This window comes from Chryseobacterium sp. Leaf394 (genome assembly GCF_001424105.1).
Taxonomy (GTDB): Bacteria; Bacteroidota; Bacteroidia; order Flavobacteriales; family Weeksellaceae; genus Chryseobacterium.
Window position 1 is genome coordinate 326,539 of record NZ_LMQH01000012.1, and the last position, 16,541, is coordinate 343,079.

The 16,541-nt window shown below is 35.6% G+C and carries 15 protein-coding genes; 10 read left to right on the forward strand and 5 right to left on the reverse strand.

The genetic code is table 11. The features are described 5' to 3' along the window. Positions 1 to 45: 45 nt before the first annotated feature. A complete protein-coding gene (locus ASG21_RS17040; protein WP_056083386.1) occupies positions 46 to 861 on the reverse strand; it encodes a T9SS type A sorting domain-containing protein in 816 nt (271 codons plus the stop codon). Between the two features lie 111 nt (positions 862 to 972). On the opposite strand from ASG21_RS17040, the gene ASG21_RS17045 reads away from it, so the two are divergent. The 3 genes from ASG21_RS17045 (at position 973) to ASG21_RS17055 (ending at position 6,273) form a co-directional block, all read left to right on the forward strand. Further along, positions 973 to 1,767, forward strand: coding sequence for a DUF2797 domain-containing protein (locus ASG21_RS17045; protein WP_056083390.1), 795 nt, complete (start codon positions 973 to 975; stop codon positions 1,765 to 1,767). Positions 1,768 to 1,770: 3 nt separating this feature from the next. Continuing rightward, a complete protein-coding gene (locus ASG21_RS17050; RefSeq protein ID WP_056083394.1) occupies positions 1,771 to 3,600 on the forward strand; it encodes a WG repeat-containing protein in 1,830 nt (609 codons plus the stop codon). A gap of 66 nt (positions 3,601 to 3,666) precedes the next feature. Next, entirely contained in the window at positions 3,667 to 6,273 is a 2,607-nt protein-coding gene (locus tag ASG21_RS17055; protein WP_056083397.1) for a hypothetical protein, read from the forward strand. A 32-nt stretch (positions 6,274 to 6,305) separates the two neighbouring features. Here ASG21_RS17055 and ASG21_RS17060 read toward each other — a convergent pair whose 3' ends face one another. Then, positions 6,306 to 6,659 carry a hypothetical protein gene (locus tag ASG21_RS17060; protein WP_056083399.1) on the reverse strand — a complete coding sequence of 118 codons (354 nt, stop codon included), beginning with the start codon at positions 6,657 to 6,659 and terminating at the stop codon, positions 6,306 to 6,308. Between the two features lie 140 nt (positions 6,660 to 6,799). On the opposite strand from ASG21_RS17060, the gene ASG21_RS17065 reads away from it, so the two are divergent. The 3 genes from ASG21_RS17065 to ASG21_RS17075 all read left to right on the forward strand — a co-directional run bounded on the left by ASG21_RS17065 (position 6,800) and on the right by ASG21_RS17075 (position 8,850). Next, positions 6,800 to 6,991 (forward strand): hypothetical protein, encoded by a 192-nt coding sequence (locus ASG21_RS17065; protein WP_056083402.1) that lies wholly within the window; start codon positions 6,800 to 6,802, stop codon positions 6,989 to 6,991. Between the two features lie 144 nt (positions 6,992 to 7,135). Further along, entirely contained in the window at positions 7,136 to 8,179 is a 1,044-nt protein-coding gene (locus ASG21_RS17070) for a PA0069 family radical SAM protein (RefSeq protein ID WP_056083405.1), read from the forward strand. Between the two features lie 68 nt (positions 8,180 to 8,247). Then, the gene (locus ASG21_RS17075) at positions 8,248 to 8,850 is read left to right on the forward strand and encodes a Uma2 family endonuclease (protein ID WP_056083407.1); all 603 of its coding nucleotides are present in this window, start codon (positions 8,248 to 8,250) and stop codon (positions 8,848 to 8,850) included. A 45-nt stretch (positions 8,851 to 8,895) separates the two neighbouring features. Here the strand turns inward: ASG21_RS17075 and ASG21_RS17080 are convergent, their stop codons facing one another. Next, a complete protein-coding gene (locus tag ASG21_RS17080) occupies positions 8,896 to 9,846 on the reverse strand; it encodes a 2-oxoglutarate and iron-dependent oxygenase domain-containing protein (RefSeq protein ID WP_056083410.1) in 951 nt (316 codons plus the stop codon). A gap of 706 nt (positions 9,847 to 10,552) precedes the next feature. On the opposite strand from ASG21_RS17080, the gene menD reads away from it, so the two are divergent. Beyond that, on the forward strand, positions 10,553 to 12,220 hold the full coding sequence (gene menD, locus ASG21_RS17090; protein WP_056083416.1) for a 2-succinyl-5-enolpyruvyl-6-hydroxy-3-cyclohexene-1-carboxylic-acid synthase: 1,668 nt from the start codon (positions 10,553 to 10,555) through the stop codon (positions 12,218 to 12,220). 54 nt (positions 12,221 to 12,274) lie between these two features. Here the strand turns inward: menD and ASG21_RS17095 are convergent, their stop codons facing one another. After that, on the reverse strand, positions 12,275 to 12,901 hold the full coding sequence (locus ASG21_RS17095; protein WP_056083419.1) for an aminotransferase class IV: 627 nt from the start codon (positions 12,899 to 12,901) through the stop codon (positions 12,275 to 12,277). Beyond that, positions 12,885 to 13,829 (reverse strand): aminodeoxychorismate synthase component I, encoded by a 945-nt coding sequence (locus ASG21_RS17100; protein WP_241773521.1) that lies wholly within the window; start codon positions 13,827 to 13,829, stop codon positions 12,885 to 12,887. Before ASG21_RS17100 ends, ASG21_RS17095 begins: the two co-directional genes overlap by 17 nt. Before the next feature lie 81 nt (positions 13,830 to 13,910). Between ASG21_RS17100 and ASG21_RS17105 the strand changes: the two genes are divergently transcribed. The 3 genes from ASG21_RS17105 to ASG21_RS17115 are packed head-to-tail and all read left to right on the forward strand — an operon-like array spanning position 13,911 to position 16,541. Further along, positions 13,911 to 14,666, forward strand: coding sequence for a hypothetical protein (locus ASG21_RS17105; RefSeq protein WP_056083796.1), 756 nt, complete (start codon positions 13,911 to 13,913; stop codon positions 14,664 to 14,666). A 54-nt stretch (positions 14,667 to 14,720) separates the two neighbouring features. Further along, complete coding sequence (locus ASG21_RS17110; RefSeq protein WP_056083425.1) at positions 14,721 to 15,440, forward strand: hypothetical protein; 720 nt, start codon at positions 14,721 to 14,723, stop codon at positions 15,438 to 15,440. A 15-nt stretch (positions 15,441 to 15,455) separates the two neighbouring features. Continuing rightward, positions 15,456 to 16,541, forward strand: coding sequence for an AI-2E family transporter (locus tag ASG21_RS17115; RefSeq protein ID WP_056083428.1), 1,086 nt, complete (start codon positions 15,456 to 15,458; stop codon positions 16,539 to 16,541).

A 16,541-nucleotide genomic window follows, 5' to 3' on the forward strand; every position in this document is an offset into this window, starting at 1 on the left:
CTCAATAAAAAAACTGAGATTCTTTTTCTTGAATAAATATTATGATTACTTAATTACGATTTTTTGGGATACCAAATTATGATTTTCTTCTACATTTAAAATGTAATTTCCTTTTGGAAATTCAGAAATGTTGAGTTCATGTTTAATCGTCTTTTCAGTAAGCAATCTTCCCATTTGATCGAAGATTTTTATTTTTTTATCAGAATTTTTACCTGACATAATATAAATCTTACCGTCTGTAACCAAAGTAGGATAAATCTTAAATTCTTTCTTATTGCTTTCGTTGGAAGCCAAACTTACCGCAGTTCCTGTAAGTTTTATGTCATCAACTCTAAAACCCACATTAGAATCTAAAACATTGGTTAATTTTATTCTCAAATTTGCTGTTGCCGGTATTGTTCCTGTAGGATTGATCAAAATCCAGTTTGATGTTGCGGTTCCGGTAGGTCGTGTGTATGTGAGTGGCGACCAGCTCGATCCGTCTGAACTCACTTCAATTGTCAATTCGTTGCTTCCGGCATTGGTGCTCTTTTGATGACCCAAAGACATTGTTATACCAGTAAAATTCGTGGTATTGACTCCTTCAATAATCAGAGTTTTTGCCGGATTTCCTGATGCTAGAGTAGTGGCACCTAAAAATACACATCCGTTGCCGCTGGCTCCTGTATATCCTTCCGAAGGTGTAGATGTTCTGACGTCTGCCGTACCGGAATAAACAATGGGACTGCTGTTTTGATAACCAGTATAGGTCGTCAGAACGGTTGTTGCTGCAGGTGTGCCAAAATTTTCAGAGTAGATTGTTGTTTGAGAAAACAAAGAAATCGTTGCAAACAACGATAGAATCGCATAGATTTTTTTCATAATAATAAGTGTTTTATTTTCACAAATATATTTTATTTTTAAAATACCACAAATAATTTTAAAAATATTTTTGCATAAAAATCAATACCTTTATTTTTTTATTTTAATACTATGAAGTTCCAAGGGCAAATTTTAAAAATGACGAGTTTTGATGCTCAGCCTATACAATATTATCTCAATCTTTCCGGCGATCTGATTCACATGAATGAGCTGTTCGGAAAAAATCTGACAATAAAATATACAGGTTACCAGTGTGTAAACTGCGGATTGGACAAAACAGTGTACAGAATGGGTTTCTGCAAAAACTGTTTCTTCGAAAGTCCGTATGCCAGTGATACCATTATTCGTCCGGAGCTTTCTACAGCGCATTTGGGCGTTGGTGAAAGAGATCTTGACGTGGAAAAACAAATTCAGCTGCAGCCGCACACTGTTTACTTAGCTTACACAGGCGATGTGAAAGTAGGTGTTACCAGAAACTCGCAAATTCCTACACGATGGATTGATCAGGGAGCCACATTTGCACTTCCGATTGCAAGAACAGAAAACCGTTACGAAGCGGGAATGATAGAAGTTGCCCTGAAAGAGCATGTTGCCGATAAAACCAACTGGCGCAAGATGCTTCAGGACGATTTTGAAGATGAGATTGATTTGCAGGATTTTCAGCAGAAAATCAGAGAGTATTTCCCTGAAGATTTCCAGAAGTTCTATTCTGAAGGTGAAAATATGTGGAAGTTTGATTATCCTTTTTCAAAACCGGAAAAAATAACTTCTTTCACTTTAGATAAAAAACCGGAGTTTACCGGAAAGTTGGTTGGAATTAAAGGACAGTATCTGAGCTTCGAAGGTGGGAACTTTATAAATGTGAGAGGGCATGAAGGGTATGTCATTGAGCTGGAAATTTCTTAAAAAATGAAAAATCTGTTCTTTATCGTTGTATTATTTTTTATTTCTTGTAATTCAAATTCACAGGAAATGATTGATTTGTCAAGAAAAAACATTTCATATTTCGAAAAAGATGAAGAGACGGGTTGGATTAGAGTAAATCTTCATCAACCAAATAAATGGGGATTCATAAATAAAGACAGTTTAGTTATAATTCCTTTTGAATATGATTTTTTGAATCCTTTTGAAAATGGATTGGCATATGCGAAAAATAATGGCAAAGAATTTTTCATCACAAAAAAAAATTTAAAATTAGAAGGAGATTTTGAAGCAATCAACATTTTTTCTGAAGGACTTGCTTCTGCCAGAAAAAAGCAAAAATGGGGATTTATTAATATTCAAGGGCAATTTGTGATTCCTCCTCAGTATGATAAGGTTGATTATTTTAGATCAAGTGGCTTATGCGCTGTTCAAAAAAGCGGCAAGTGGGGATTTATAAATAAGAAAGGTAATGAGATTATTCCAATTATATATCCCGAAGTTGATCAGCAAATGCTCGATACTAATGTAATTGTAAAGAAAAACGGGAAGTGGGCTGTTTTCGATAATCAAGGTAAGCAACTTGCAGATTTTATTTATGATAAAATTCATCGTACAGACATTACAGATTTTTCTAAAGATTTTTTTAAAAGAGATGCTTCTACCTATTTTAAAAATGGTGCAGCTCTTGTGGAAAGAGACGGCAAATTTGAATTTATAAATTTAAAAGCTCAAGCTGCGTTTCCAAATAATAAATTTGATTCTGCAAGTGTATTCGATACCTTCAAAAATGCGATTGTCAAAAGAAACGGGAAGTATGGAATGATAAAGACCAATGGTGAATTTAAAATTCCCCTAGAATATGACTTTATAGAACCTTACGATACCAGTCATGGAGTTTATTCCGAATATTATAATGCAAGAAAAGGAAAAATTTATCACATTTTAAATAAGGAACTCAAAGAAATAGGACTTTCTTATGAGCCTGTTTACAATGATTTTACAATAGATGATCCAATCATAATTTTTAAAAATCTGAAAAATAAGTTTGGAATGGTTGATTGGCAAGGTGAAACTTTGATACCTTTTGTATATGACAGAATGGATGAAATTGAGGGAACACCATTTCTGAGTGTTGCAATTGGGGATAGTTTTGGAATCATTGATGAAAAGGGACAGATCAAAATTCCTCTTCAATACCACGAAATATACCCGCTCTATGATAAATTTGATGATGAAGAACTAAGTAAAAAGAATTTGTTTATTGCAGACAATAAAGTAATTAACATCAATAACAAAGTGCTAATTGACGGATATAATTTGATTGTACCCATTTTCGATAATCATAGTTATTTTATTGTTTCCAAGAACAAAAAATTTGGGATTATTAATATCGACAAAAAAATAATTCTTCCGTTGGAATACGATGAAATCTCAAATTGGACTGAATATGGACCACGACATTCTAAATTTATTGTAAAAAATGGAAAAACAGGTTTAATTAATCACGAAACTTTAAAAATTACGATACCACCGATTTATGATAAATTTAGTTATCTCAATGGCTTAATTTTCGCTAAGAAACAAAACAAAGCTGGGATTATAAATGAAGAAGGAAAAATTTTATGTGATTTTATTTATGATGAAATTTATCCTAATCTAAATGATTTCTACAGATATGATAATCAAGAGCCAAGAATTTATGCAAGAAGCGGAAATGCTTATTTTCAGATTGATGCTAAAGGAAAAGTTTTAAAATCAAACCTAACTAGAAAAAATGTAATGGAACATTCTGAAATTCCCGTCATCAATAAATAACAAATACAGGAATAGTTAGTTTCACCAAGTAATAAGTGAAAATCAATAATTCAACAGAAATAAATCATGAAAAAACCCTGGGTTAGAAAGCTTTTAATAGGTCTTGGAATTTTCTTCGGACTGATTCTGATTGCCAATTTTGCTCTCAATATCTGGCTCAAAACCCAGCTTCCTGATTACATTAAAAAAAATACAGACTACAAAGTATCGTATAAAAGGATGGATGTGGATCTTATGACCGGAAATATTTTTGCTTCCGCGATTAAAGTAGAATCCAAAAATCCGACAAACACACAGGTGATTGGTTTGAAGGGAAGTATTGATACTTTGAAAATCAGCCGTTTTGGAATTTTTGATGCAGTATTCAATAAAAAAATCAGTTCTACCGATCTCCTTTTGGCAAATCCGAATCTTGAAATTACACTGGCTGATGCTGTTGATAAGAAAACTGGGAAAAAGAAAAATCCGGTTTCCTTTGAAAATATAAGAATCAGAAATGGTAAAATAACGGTTTTTAAACCAACAAAAGAAAAGTTTTTAAGTGTTCAGAATTTAGATTTAATTGTAGAAAATCTTGAAACAACCGAAGATGTAGTGGAAGATAAACTGCCTGTAGTTTTCGACAGCTACAGCATTCGCGGAGAGAATTTCTTTTTTCAGCCGAATAAAATTCATCAGCTTACCATTGCGAAAATTACGACGAGAGACGGACAGATGTCTGTAGAAAATTTTTACCTGAAACCGTTGGTGAGTTTCGATGAATTTAAAAAGAATTTTCCCAACCAGAAGAAGCTTTTAGAGTTAGCCATTCCGCAGATGAATTTTAAGGATATTGCTTTAAAAAAAAATAAAGTTTCGCTTTCCGGTGCTCATTTTATCAACCCGCGTTTTTTGGTTTACACCAACAATGCTGTCGCTTCCAAAAAAGAAAAAAAGCCGTTCAATTTTGATATTGATCTGAAAGCCCTTCAGATTACCAACGCATCTGCTCAGCTTATAAAACCAGACGGAACCGACCTTTTGCTGGCAAAAAAACTAAATCTTTCGGTCAATGATCTTGTTTTTAATAAAGAGACTTCATCTCAGGTAATTCCTGTGCATTGTAGCGGTTTTAAATTTAGTGGTGAGGATGTTTTGCTGGCTGCCAATGACCATATTCATTTTAAAAACGTTAATATTAATCCTAAAAATGGCTCGTTCAGTGAAATTGCAGTTACAAATCCGGGCAATAAAACTGATTTAAAACTTAAACAAATTGCGTTCAATATTAACGACTGGAAGATTGAAGACAAAAAACTCAATCTGGATGTAAAAAATGTCCTGGTGGACGGCGTTGCCGGGGTATACATTCCTTCTGGCGAAAAGGCAGTGAAGAAAAAGCAAAATTTTGCAGGTATTCAGTTTCCTGTAACGATCAGAAGTATTCAGCTTAAAAATTCAGATTTTACTTTAGATAAAGATAATCAGCCGTTATCATTCAAGCATCTCAATGCGCAAATCAGCAATCTGGAAATTGCTCCAAAATCAGACAATTCAGGTCTCGCCTTTAAAGTAAAAGATTACAGTCTTTCCTCATCCAATTTTTCCTATAAAACAAAATTTTATCTGATGACTGTCGGAAATTTAAACTTAGCTAAAAACAAGGCGCTCATCAGTAATTTCGCAATGAAGCCACTGGTTTCAAGAGCTCAGTTTATTAAAATGATTCCGGTTGAAAGTGATCTGTATGATCTTAAATTTGCTCAGATTTCTGCTGCCGGCGACTGGGATTTCTTCTCGGAAAACAAATCGATTCATGCAAGTAACGTAACAATTTCAAATGCCAATGCCAATATTTTCAGAAGTAAAGTTCCTGCGGATGATCCGAAAATAAAGCCTTTATATTCTAAAATGTTGAGATCGATCAACATCCCGATGTTTGTTGATCATTTATATCTTAAAAATTCTTATCTCGAATACGAAGAAGATACCAAAAAAAGTGACGGACCGGGAAAACTGACTTTCAGCAACTTCAATATGCACGTTCAAAATCTGAATTCTGCCAAAATGAAAGGAAAACCGACCGAAGTTAAAATCAAAATCGACTGCTCTTTCCTCAATGCATCGCCACTTTCTGTCAACTGGAATTTTAATACAGCAGATCAAAACGACCGTTTCAGAATTGCCGGCCGCGCAACGGGAATTCCTGCATCATCGCTGAATGCGTTTATCGTTCCGTATATGAATGTTTCTGCAACCGGCACGATTCAGGAAATGCTTTTTGATTTTAAAGGTAATCCGAAAGGTTTAGCCGGAAGTTTTAAATTAAAACATAAAGATTTAAAAATAGCCCTTTTAGATAAACAGACGAAGGCAAAGAAAAATCTGCTTAGTGCCGTCGCAAATGTTTTCATTAAGAGTACTTCAGACAAATTCCCTGAGTCTGTTGAAGTGGAAGGTGTTGAACGTGATCCTACAAAATCGTTCTTCAATATGTTCTGGAAAGGGATTGAAGACGGCCTGAAGAAAACGCTCATCGGCGAAAGCCTTGCTAAAACTACGGAAACTGTAAAAGATGTAACAAAATCTGTGAAAGACGATGCAAAATCTCCATCGAAAACAGAAGAACCTCCAAAGAAAAAAGGTTTTATGAAAGGCGTATTCAGGAAAAAAGAAAAATCCGAAACTAAGTAATCAGTTTCGGATTTAATTTTATAAAATTTGTTTCAGTCAATACTGAATTCATCGTCTTCTTCTACCGGAATATCTCTTAAAAATTCATCAAATTTATGTCCGGGATAATTGCTTTCTGCACCATAGGAATCTAAAATAAAACCGATGTTTCTCTCGTGGTCTTTCACTACATAAAGTACGGCACTGTCTGCCGGATTGCTGTCGCCCTCGAAGCGGTAGGTTCTTAAAATAGTGAGATTGGATGGTTCGTATGTTCTTTCAGAATTGTCCAGTTTCATATTTCCTTCCTCATCCATTCTGTATTCTCTGTGAATTCCTCTCTGGGCGAGTCTGGTCATTACCTGGCTGAGCGTGGTCATTTGGTCACCTGTATCTTTGTTTTCCATAATAATATTTTTAGTTTCAAACTACAATTATCAAACCACAAAAGATGGATATAAAAATCTGTTCTTTAACAAAATTTATTATTGCCGCCATTTCAAAAGGTACATTATTTGCTTTCGTCTAAAACAAAAAATTTCATAATATGAAAAAAGAAGCAGGAATTTTACTTGCAGGAGGAATAGGCCTTCTGGCTGCATTAAGTTTTATCGGAATCAAGAAGATATTGGAAAAAAAACAGAAGAAATACAACGATTACTATGGTGACTATCACAGACATCACGACAGAGTAGATGCCGAAGATGAGCACGGTGTAGAGTATTTTGCTATGAAATAACAAACCGCAGAAGTAGTATACAATTATATTTGTCTTACAATTTCCGGCATTTCCAAATTTTTGGTGTGCCGGATTTTTTTGTGGAAAACTTCAGTCTTAAAACTTATTACTTTATAATATTCCGGTTATATTTTTACAGGAACAATGAAAGACGAAAACATCATAAAAGGTCAGGGAGCACAGCGAAACGTCAACAACCGTTTCGACAGATATACTTTTGAGCCCGACGATGAAGATCTTGAAAATATAAAAACCACTTTCACGGAAGTCTTTCCTAAAACCATTGTTAATCAGGTCAAAAGCGCCGATTTGCCAATGGAATATTCTATGAATCCTTATCAGGGCTGCGAGCACGGCTGTTCGTATTGTTTTGCAAGACCGACCCATGAATACTGGGGCTACAGTGCCGGAATTGATTTTGAAAGAAAAATCATGGTCAAGAAAAATGCTCCGGAATTATTGGAGAAGTTTTTCAGAAAAAGAGGTTATCAGCCTTTACCCATCTTACTTTCCGGCAACACCGATTGCTATCAGCCTGCGGAAAGACAGTTTGAAATTACAAGACAGTTGTTGCAGGTATGTCTCGACTACAGACATCCTGTAAATATTCTCACCAAAAATGCTTTGGTTCTGCGGGATTTGGATATTTTGAAACCGATGGCTGAACAGAATTTGGTTTCAGTTTCTCTGAGCATTCCCACCATCAACGAAGAATTACGTCGAAAAATGGAACCGAGAACAAGTTCGGCAAACAATAAACTAAAAGCTGTAGAAATTCTGTCGCAAAACGGCATCCCTACTCATGTGATGGTCGCGCCGATTATTCCGGGATTGAACAGTGATGAACCATTAGGTATTTTAAAAGCAATTTCCGAAGCAGGAGCTCAGAGTTTCGGATATACTTTGGTAAGATTAAATGATTCTGTAGAACCCGTTTTCGTCAAATGGATTGAAACTGCTTTTCCTGACAGAGCCCAAAAGGTTTTAAATTTAATCAGATCAATGCGTGGCGGAAAACTGGGTGAAAAGAAATATTTCGACAGGCAGAAAGGTGAAGGCAATATCGCAGAAATGATTCACAACACCTTTAAAATCGGCAGAAAGAAGTTTTTCGAAGGAAAAGAATTCCCCAAGCTTTCTACAGATGGTTTTACCGGGACGAGGGAACAGCAGTTGAGGTTGTTTTGAAGGAATAAAAAGAATTTAACTTTAACCCTCGAAGAGAAAATTTCGTATTTTTGAATAGAAAAATTGTTATGGATAATTATATTACAGATATCAGCTTGTTGGATTTGAATAAAACCTATTCATACGCAGACTATCTGCACTGGAAATTTAAAGAAAGAGTAGAGCTCATCAAAGGTAAAATTCTAAAGATGAGTCCTGCGCCGAATCTCGTACATCAAACGGTTTCCAAAAATATTAATATTATTCTGCATCAGTATTTAAACGGAAAAACCTGTCAGTATTTTTATGCTCCGGCGGATGTCGTATTGGTAGATATGAAAAAATCGATGCAGGAAAACAAAGATATTTTTACGGTGGTACAGCCTGATCTTTTTGTGGTTTGTGATCTTCAAAAAATTGCTGACGGCAAAAAATGTGTAGGTGCACCGGATTTGGTTGTAGAGATTCTTTCTCCGGGGAATTCTCAGAAGGAAATGGATACAAAATTTGATCTGTATCAGGAAGCAGGAGTTTTGGAATATTGGTTGGTATATCCGGAGGAAAGATCAATTAATATCTTTGTGTTACAGGAGGGTAAGTATATTGGTTTAAAACCTTTCTCCGACGGTCAGTTACTTACATCAACACTTTTCCCGGATTTACAGGTAGAAACCGGCGAAGTATTCCGGTAGAAATTACGACACAAAAAAACCGAACTGAAAAGTTCGGTTTCAAAATTACTTTTTAATTAATCCAAGTTCAATTAATCTTTCGTGCAAAAATTCTCCTGCCGTTGTGTCTTCATACAGCTTGGGGTGATTTTCGTCTACACAGTTTTCAAGAGCATTCAGCGACATTTCACTTACTGGGTGCATGAAGAAAGGGATAGAATATCTTGAAGTTCCCCACAGTTCCCTTGGCGGATTGACCACTCTGTGAATCGTAGATTTCAGTTTGTTGTTGGTATGTCTTGAAAGCATATCTCCAACGTTGATCATCAGTTCGTCTGGTTCCGCAATGGCATCGATCCATTCGCCTTTGTGGTTTTGAACCTGAAGACCTTTTCCCTGCGAACCCATCAGAAGAGTGATCAGGTTGATGTCTCCGTGAGCTGCAGCTCTTACTGCATCATCAGGCTCCTGCGTGATTGGCGGGTAATGGATAGGTCTTAAAATAGAGTTTCCTTCCGCGATTTTATCATCAAAATAAAACTCGTCAAGACCAAGATATAATGCCAAAGCTCTCAGGACATATTTACCTGTTTTTTCTAGCATCTGGTAAGCTTCTTTACCTACTTCATTAAATTTTGGAAGCTCGTCTACAACAACATTGTCAGGATATTCGCTTTTGTATTTGGAGTCATCCGAAACATACTGTCCGAAATGCCAGAATTCTTTAAGGTCACCTTTTTTAAATCCTTTTGCTGTTTCTTTTCCGAAGCCTACATAGCCGCGCTGTCCGCCGATTCCGGGGATTTCGTAATTTTGTTTGGTTTCTGTTGGAAGTTCGAAGAAGTTTTTTACTTCTCCATAAAGATCGTCTACGAGTTGGTCGTCGAGGAAATGTCCTTTTAAGGCAACAAAACCAATTTCTTCGTAAGCTTTTCCGATTTCATTTACAAATTTCTGTTTGCGTTCCGGGTTGTCCGAAAGGAAATCACGCAGGTCTACACTAGGTATTTTATCCATTTTATAGAAATTTTACGTGGGGCTAATTTACAGAATTTTTTAAGCAAATTAAAGTTTCTTTTAACTGCATTTTTAGACAAAAAACTAAATTTGTCCCAAAATATTTTCTTTAAATATGATTCTTGAATTTTCCAGACCTCTCATAGCCATTCTTCTGCTTTGCTTTATCGTAGCCTATAAGTAAATGTTCAGAAAAGAATTACTCATCAATTTTATTTTAGATTTTATTGTGGGTGCGGTGATTCTCTTTATGGCGAAGCCTATTTTACGGAACAGATGAAAAATTTTGGAGGTCAAGGAAGTTCTTTGCTTTTTATCATTGATTTTTTTGGATTTGCAATACTTTATATTGTTTCAACCGCGGTCTTTTACTTGAAAAAATCAAAAATCAGCGGATTCATTGTTCCGGTAGTTATATTTGGATTATACATCATTGAGTTTTTTCTACAATCTGAATGGTCTGCAGACTTTTGGAAGAGTTTCCTGCTTGCCATCTTTACCGCGTTTTTCCCAATCTATATTTTTAATTATTTCAGAGTGTTATATTGGTATTTTAATCCTGAAAGAAAATAAAACTCATCCCGAATCATTTCACGATTAAATTTTTAAAGATTAAATTTGTTTTTTGAAATCGCAGTTTAATATCTTATCTAAATTTAGAAAGATCTGAAAGCGATTACATTGATCTAACAACAGACATTTTCAAATGAAAAAATATTCTTCAAAACGCAGTGTGCAGGTTCTTGCACATCTTCTTCAGCAGTACGGGATTTCAGATATTATCATTTCGCCGGGATCGAGAAACGCTCCTTTGGCCATCCATTTTTCTGAAATTGACAGCTTCAACTGTTTCTCGATTGTTGATGAAAGAAGTGCTGCGTTTGTAGGAATGGGTATGGCGATCAGTGAAAAAAAACCTGTTGTGATTACCTGTACAAGTGGTTCGGCAGCTGCCAATTACTATCCGGCAGTTACAGAAGCTTTTTATTCAAATATTCCCCTATTGATTCTCACGGCAGACCGCCCGACTGACTATACCGATATTTTTGACGGACAGACTATTCGTCAGAACAATCTTTTCCATCAGCATTCTTACGGAGATTTTCAGCTTTTGGAAGATTCCAAAGATGATGCGGAAAATATCAATTCTGAAACGATTAAAAAAGCCATTGAACTTTGTTTTGAGAAAAGAGGTCCCGTTCATATCAATATTCCTCTGGAAGAACCCTTGTATGAGCTTGTTTCTGAACTGCCCACTTTTCCTTCCGTAGAGCATACGATCCGTCAGAAAGAATATGAAATGCCATCCAACCTCGCTGCCGACTGGAACACATCTCAGCGTATTATGATCTTGGTGGGAACAAGAGATTACAGTGCCGAACTTGAAAATCAGCTGACGCAGCTGGTGAAAAACCATACAGTAGTGGTTCTGTGTGAGACAAATTCAAATCTTTATCACGAGAAATTTTTTAAACATATCGACCGTTACATTACCGGATTTACAGAGGAAGATTACCGACAATACGCTCCCGATCTTTTAATTACGGTTGGTCAGAATGTGGTTTCAAAAAGAGTAAAACAGTTCTTAAGAAGCGCTCATCCTAAACAGCACTGGCATTTGGATGAGGTTTGGCAGCCTGATACTTATTTTGCACTGACGCAGAAAATTGAAGTTAAACCTGAACTGTTTTTTTCAAAACTTTTGAATTTTGCAACGCTTGAACCAAAACCTTATTACAATCTTTGGGATGTTCTGAGGGATAAAAAAGATTTGAAACACGAACAGTATCTTAATCTTGCTGAATACTCAGACTTTTATTTTTTCAATAAAGTTTCGCACAGCGTTCCGGAAAACTATAATATCCACTTCAGCAATTCATCGGCTATCCGGTATGCTCAGCTGTTTGATTTCGGAAAGAGAAGAATCTACTGTAACCGCGGAACAAGCGGCATCGACGGAAGTACGTCTACAGCAATGGGCTTTGCCATTAAAAATGAAAAACCAACGCTTCTGCTTACAGGAGATCTGAGTTTTATGTACGACGTTAATGGGCTTTGGAATCAGTATATTCCGCCGTTTACAAGAATTATTATTTTCAATAACGGGGAAGGGAATATCTTTAAAATCATTCCGGGACCGGGAAATGCCAACTCGAATACGGTAGATGAATTTATCTCTACAAAACACCACAAAAATGTAGAATTTTTAGCAAAACATTTCGGGTTTTCCTACACAAAAGTGGAAGATGAAATGACGCTTGACCGTGTGATGGAAAATTTCTTTAAAGCCGATATTCAGCCAAAAATCCTGGAAGTAGTCACTGCAGGTAAAAGCAATGCTGATATTTTGAAAACTTATTTTAAATCTTTGTAGTTTCCAGGTTGAGGTTAAGGTTGAGTCTGAGATTAAGAATTAAAAATTTTAAGTTTACAAATCCAGATAATCCTCGTTTCCTGGAAGGTTGACGATTTTGTCGATCGGATAAATAAACATATCATCAAAATCATTCATTGCATTAATGAGCTGAAAATGAGAAAAATCTTTCAGATTTTGTAACGTGATTTCTGTCTCTTTTATTTTTTTGGATTTAAGCAAATGCTGACGCTGAACTCCATTTAAAAGATACGTTGTCGGTGTGAACCAGTCTTTCCCTTTTTTAAATAAAATATTCGAAAAAGAAGTGTCGGTGATGTGGTTGTTTTTTACGATAATAATCTCTTCAGACCGAGATTTCATCTTCATTTTATCGAGTTCCTTCCGGTCTTCAAATTTAAATGAGTAGTCGTAGCTGTTGTTTTCCACAAGCTGAAAAGTGTGAATTTCCGGTATCGCATACGGAATCATCTGCGTACGGATTTTTTTGTCTAAATCATACACAAGACGAAGCTTGTACAATCCATCTTCATCGTGCTCCAGATGCTTAAAAATCTTCTGAAGGTCTATGGGATCGCTTTTCCCGAAGTGAGAAAAAGTATCGTTGATTCTTTTCTGATGAAGATCGGCAAGAAAAATTTTCTGGTCTTCTACTTTTATGCTTTCAATGAATTGGGACATAGATTTTGTTTTTCATTTCTTCGTACTCGTCTTCTAATTTGCTCATGTGGGTAATTCCGCCACCACTTTTAAAATATAGTTTCCCGTTTTCTTTTTCAATAAAACGGATCATCACGCAGCTGTCGAGGTTTTCACCGTCAAACCAGCCAGAAACGCCTGTGTAAAAACCTCTGTTGAAACCTTCTGCTTCCAGAATAATTTCTAAAGTTTTGGGTTTTGGAGCTCCTAATATTGAGCCGGCAGGAAGGAGTTTCTGCATAATGCTTCCAATTTTGCCCTGGAATTCCGGCTTCAGAGTACCTGAGATTTCTGAACTCATGGCAAAAAGATCCTTCTGTTTTGTCTTCAGAAAATCGATAAACTGAAATTTATCAACCTTCACATCATCAGCAACCATGCTTAAATCGTTTCTCAACAGATCTACGACGGTGTAATGCTCTGCTTTTTCTTTAGGATCATTTTTCAAAACTTCTGCGGCATTGTCTAAAGATGCATCGATAGTACCTTTCATCGGATACGTATAAATTTTACCGTTGATTATTTTGACGAAAGTTTCAGGAGAAAAAAATACGAAAAAATCTTCAGATAACACCTTATATTTTGCCTGAGAATGATAGAAAATTTCCTCTAAACTGAGGTTGGTTTCTATCTCTGTTTTCCTTGTGTAATTGGTTAAGTATGAGTTCCCTAGCCTCAGATTATTCTGTACGTGAACGAAGCCTTTTTTAAATTCTTCCACGGTTTCAGGAAAAGATTTAAAATCAGTTTTTTTGGTTAGGTCATCTTTCTGTTTTGCGTTTGAAAAGGATTGAAAATCAATCAATAAGCCTGAATTATAAAGTTCGCTTTCAGTATAAACCAAAACATTTTCACAAAGAAAATCAATCATGAAAAAAAACGGAACTTTCTTTTGCGAAAGTTCGTCCATTCTTTTAAAATTTGGATGATTTGCCAAAAACATTCCGCAAAAGTAGTTATTGATGTTTACTTTTGCATAAATTATTTTCTGATGCAGCAACAATATCCCCAAAAAGCGGGAATCGATCTTATTTTAAAGCAGGCATTTTCTTACTGGAGCAGGACTTTGGGTTTACAGGTAATGTTTTCGATTATTTATTTTGGAATTTACTTCACTGTATTTTATTATTTAGGAACTAAATATAATGTAATTGAAAACTTACTTACGGCTTACATTAATTATCAGAATGTTGGCAAAAGCGGTCTTGAAGATTTCCAGACAGATGTAGCTACTGTTTTTGATAGTGAAGGTTTTCAGTATTTCATTTTAGGAATGATGGCGGTGAGAATTTTTCTTTATCCTCTAAACATAGGATTTTACCAAATTTACAGGAAGATGGATTTGAATGAAGAGGTTGGACTTAATGATCTGTTTGCAGGATACATCGGAATTAACTTCTTTAAATTCATAAGTTTCTATATTTTCTGGGTTTTTCTTTACACCATTATCGGGAAGACATTTGTTTTGCCTGTAATCTGGGTGATGCTCACGATTTTTGCGGCTCCTCTGATGTTTTTTGAAAATAAAAGAATCATCGAAATTCTAGGAATAGGCTGGAAGGCTTTAAAGACCAATTTTCTGGAAATTTTTGTCTGCGTTTTGGTGGCAGTAATTTTCTGCTATGCCGGTTTTATCGTTTTTTTCTTCGGTATTCTTTTCACTTTCCCTTTATGGAATGCTATGATCTATTCACTTTACAAAAATATTTTCGGGCAGGAGAAAAAAGATTTAGATCCGGCAGAGTAATTTTTTATGGTGAAAATAATTTATATTTGAGTAACCATAAAAATATGAATAGCTATGTCTCAGTTTGACGAATTTGACCAGAAAGGTTCCAGTCCGGAAAGAAGCACGGGCTCTATTATTTCGCATGCGTTTGAAATCTATAAAGGCATTTTTCTCTACGCGTTTGTTGTAATGATCATTTACATCATAGGAGATTTTTTATTTCAGCTTCTCTCTGGTTTCAATGTCTGGGGTGATTACGGTGATTTCAGAAATTTTAATAATTCAGAGAATATGGTTTGGGAAAAACCTGGCTTTGGTTTATACTATTCATTTTCCAGTTTTTGGAATATTTTGCTGGCACCTTTACACCTTGGTCTTATTTATATTGCAAATAAATTTAATAATAAACAGACTGTAGAATTTTCAGATTTATTTATCGGTTTTCGTCAGAATTTAGGTCAGACTTTACTCTACAGTTTGATTACAACAATTATTTTTGCCATCTCTGCAGCATTATGCGGATTGCCGTTTTTCTTTGTATATCCGCTGTTTATGCTGGGTTTGCCCTTTCTTTTATTCGAAAATCTGTCAGCTGTTGACGCCATCAGTAAAACGTATGCAATTGCCAAAGAAGATTACGGAACTTTTCTCGGAACAGCGCTTTTGGGTATTTTAATCAGTGTTCTGGGATTTGTTCTCTGCTGTATTGGTATAATATTTACATTGCCCTTTATTTATGTCGTAATGTATTCCATGTACTGTGCGTATTGTGGAAAGCCAAGACAGATTTAATCTAAATTAAAAGCCATGAATAAAGATCAACAGATTAGCGGTATTAAAATTAAACAGGTATTCCTTTTAGCAATCATTATTACTATGGTTGCTTTGATTTGTTTTAACCTTGCCTTATTTATCCCGTCCGTTTTGGGAGCCATCACGATTTACGTCGTGTGCAGAAAGTATAATTTTTATCTGCAGGAAGAAAGAAAATGGAAGCCCTGGGCATCTGCTCTGGTTTTGATGCTAGCAAGTGTTATCGTGATCGTTTTGCCGGTTTATTTTATCGCGGATCTTCTTATTGAAAAACTGGGAAATGCGCAGGCGTACATGACCAAGTTCAATGTATTTATAGATAAAATTCACGATTTTGTTTACAGCAAAACGAAAATTGATATTCTGAGCAAAGAAAATATGAATAAGCTGAAAACCACGGCCGGCAGATTTTCTACCTCTGCTTTAAGCGGAACGGTAAATACGCTTACAGTAATCATGTCAATGTATTTCATTCTGTATTTTATGTTTGAAAAGCCGCGTTTATTCGAAAGAATTTTAGGTTCAGCAGCTCCTTTAAAAAGATCAAATGTATCGCTGATTGGCGAAAAAATGCGTAAACTGATTATGGCAAATGCGATTGGAATTCCGGTTGTTGCTTTGGGTCAGGGGATTATTGCATTGATTGGTTACTTTATTTTCGGAGCACCGAGTCCTGTACTTTTGTTTGCGCTTACCGCGGCTGCTTCAATGATTCCGGTGGTTGGAGCGGCAATTATTTACGTTCCGATCTGTATTTTTATGATTGCTGAAGGAAATACAGGAGCAGGTCTTGGGCTAGCTGCCTATTGTGTAATTGTGGTGGGCGTTACAGATAATTTACTGAGATTTACTTTGCTTAAAAAACTGGAAGATATTCACCCTTTAAATACTGTTTTCGGAATTATCATGGGGATGAATCTTTTCGGATTTATGGGATTGGTATTCGGCCCGATCATGGTTTCTTTAACTTTGCTTTTAATTCAGGTGTACAGAAACGAATTTTCTGAGGATGATTCCAAAGAACTTCTGCTTTCCGATAAAGATGAAGAACTCGAAAATAAAATTGATTTGATTGTTTGA

Coding starts and splice junctions, on each gene's coding strand:
- ASG21_RS17040 (WP_056083386.1), bottom strand. CDS start 861: ATGAAAAAAATCTATGCGATTCTATCGTTGTTTGCAACGATTTCTTTG.
- ASG21_RS17045 (WP_056083390.1), top strand. CDS start 973: ATGAAGTTCCAAGGGCAAATTTTAAAAATGACGAGTTTTGATGCTCAG.
- ASG21_RS17050 (WP_056083394.1), top strand. CDS start 1,771: ATGAAAAATCTGTTCTTTATCGTTGTATTATTTTTTATTTCTTGTAAT.
- ASG21_RS17055 (WP_056083397.1), top strand. CDS start 3,667: ATGAAAAAACCCTGGGTTAGAAAGCTTTTAATAGGTCTTGGAATTTTC.
- ASG21_RS17060 (WP_056083399.1), bottom strand. CDS start 6,659: ATGGAAAACAAAGATACAGGTGACCAAATGACCACGCTCAGCCAGGTA.
- ASG21_RS17065 (WP_056083402.1), top strand. CDS start 6,800: ATGAAAAAAGAAGCAGGAATTTTACTTGCAGGAGGAATAGGCCTTCTG.
- ASG21_RS17070 (WP_056083405.1), top strand. CDS start 7,136: ATGAAAGACGAAAACATCATAAAAGGTCAGGGAGCACAGCGAAACGTC.
- ASG21_RS17075 (WP_056083407.1), top strand. CDS start 8,248: ATGGATAATTATATTACAGATATCAGCTTGTTGGATTTGAATAAAACC.
- ASG21_RS17080 (WP_056083410.1), bottom strand. CDS start 9,846: ATGGATAAAATACCTAGTGTAGACCTGCGTGATTTCCTTTCGGACAAC.
- menD (WP_056083416.1), top strand. CDS start 10,553: ATGAAAAAATATTCTTCAAAACGCAGTGTGCAGGTTCTTGCACATCTT.
- ASG21_RS17095 (WP_056083419.1), bottom strand. CDS start 12,901: ATGTCCCAATTCATTGAAAGCATAAAAGTAGAAGACCAGAAAATTTTT.
- ASG21_RS17100 (WP_241773521.1), bottom strand. CDS start 13,829: ATGGACGAACTTTCGCAAAAGAAAGTTCCGTTTTTTTTCATGATTGAT.
- ASG21_RS17105 (WP_056083796.1), top strand. CDS start 13,911: ATGCAGCAACAATATCCCCAAAAAGCGGGAATCGATCTTATTTTAAAG.
- ASG21_RS17110 (WP_056083425.1), top strand. CDS start 14,721: ATGTCTCAGTTTGACGAATTTGACCAGAAAGGTTCCAGTCCGGAAAGA.
- ASG21_RS17115 (WP_056083428.1), top strand. CDS start 15,456: ATGAATAAAGATCAACAGATTAGCGGTATTAAAATTAAACAGGTATTC.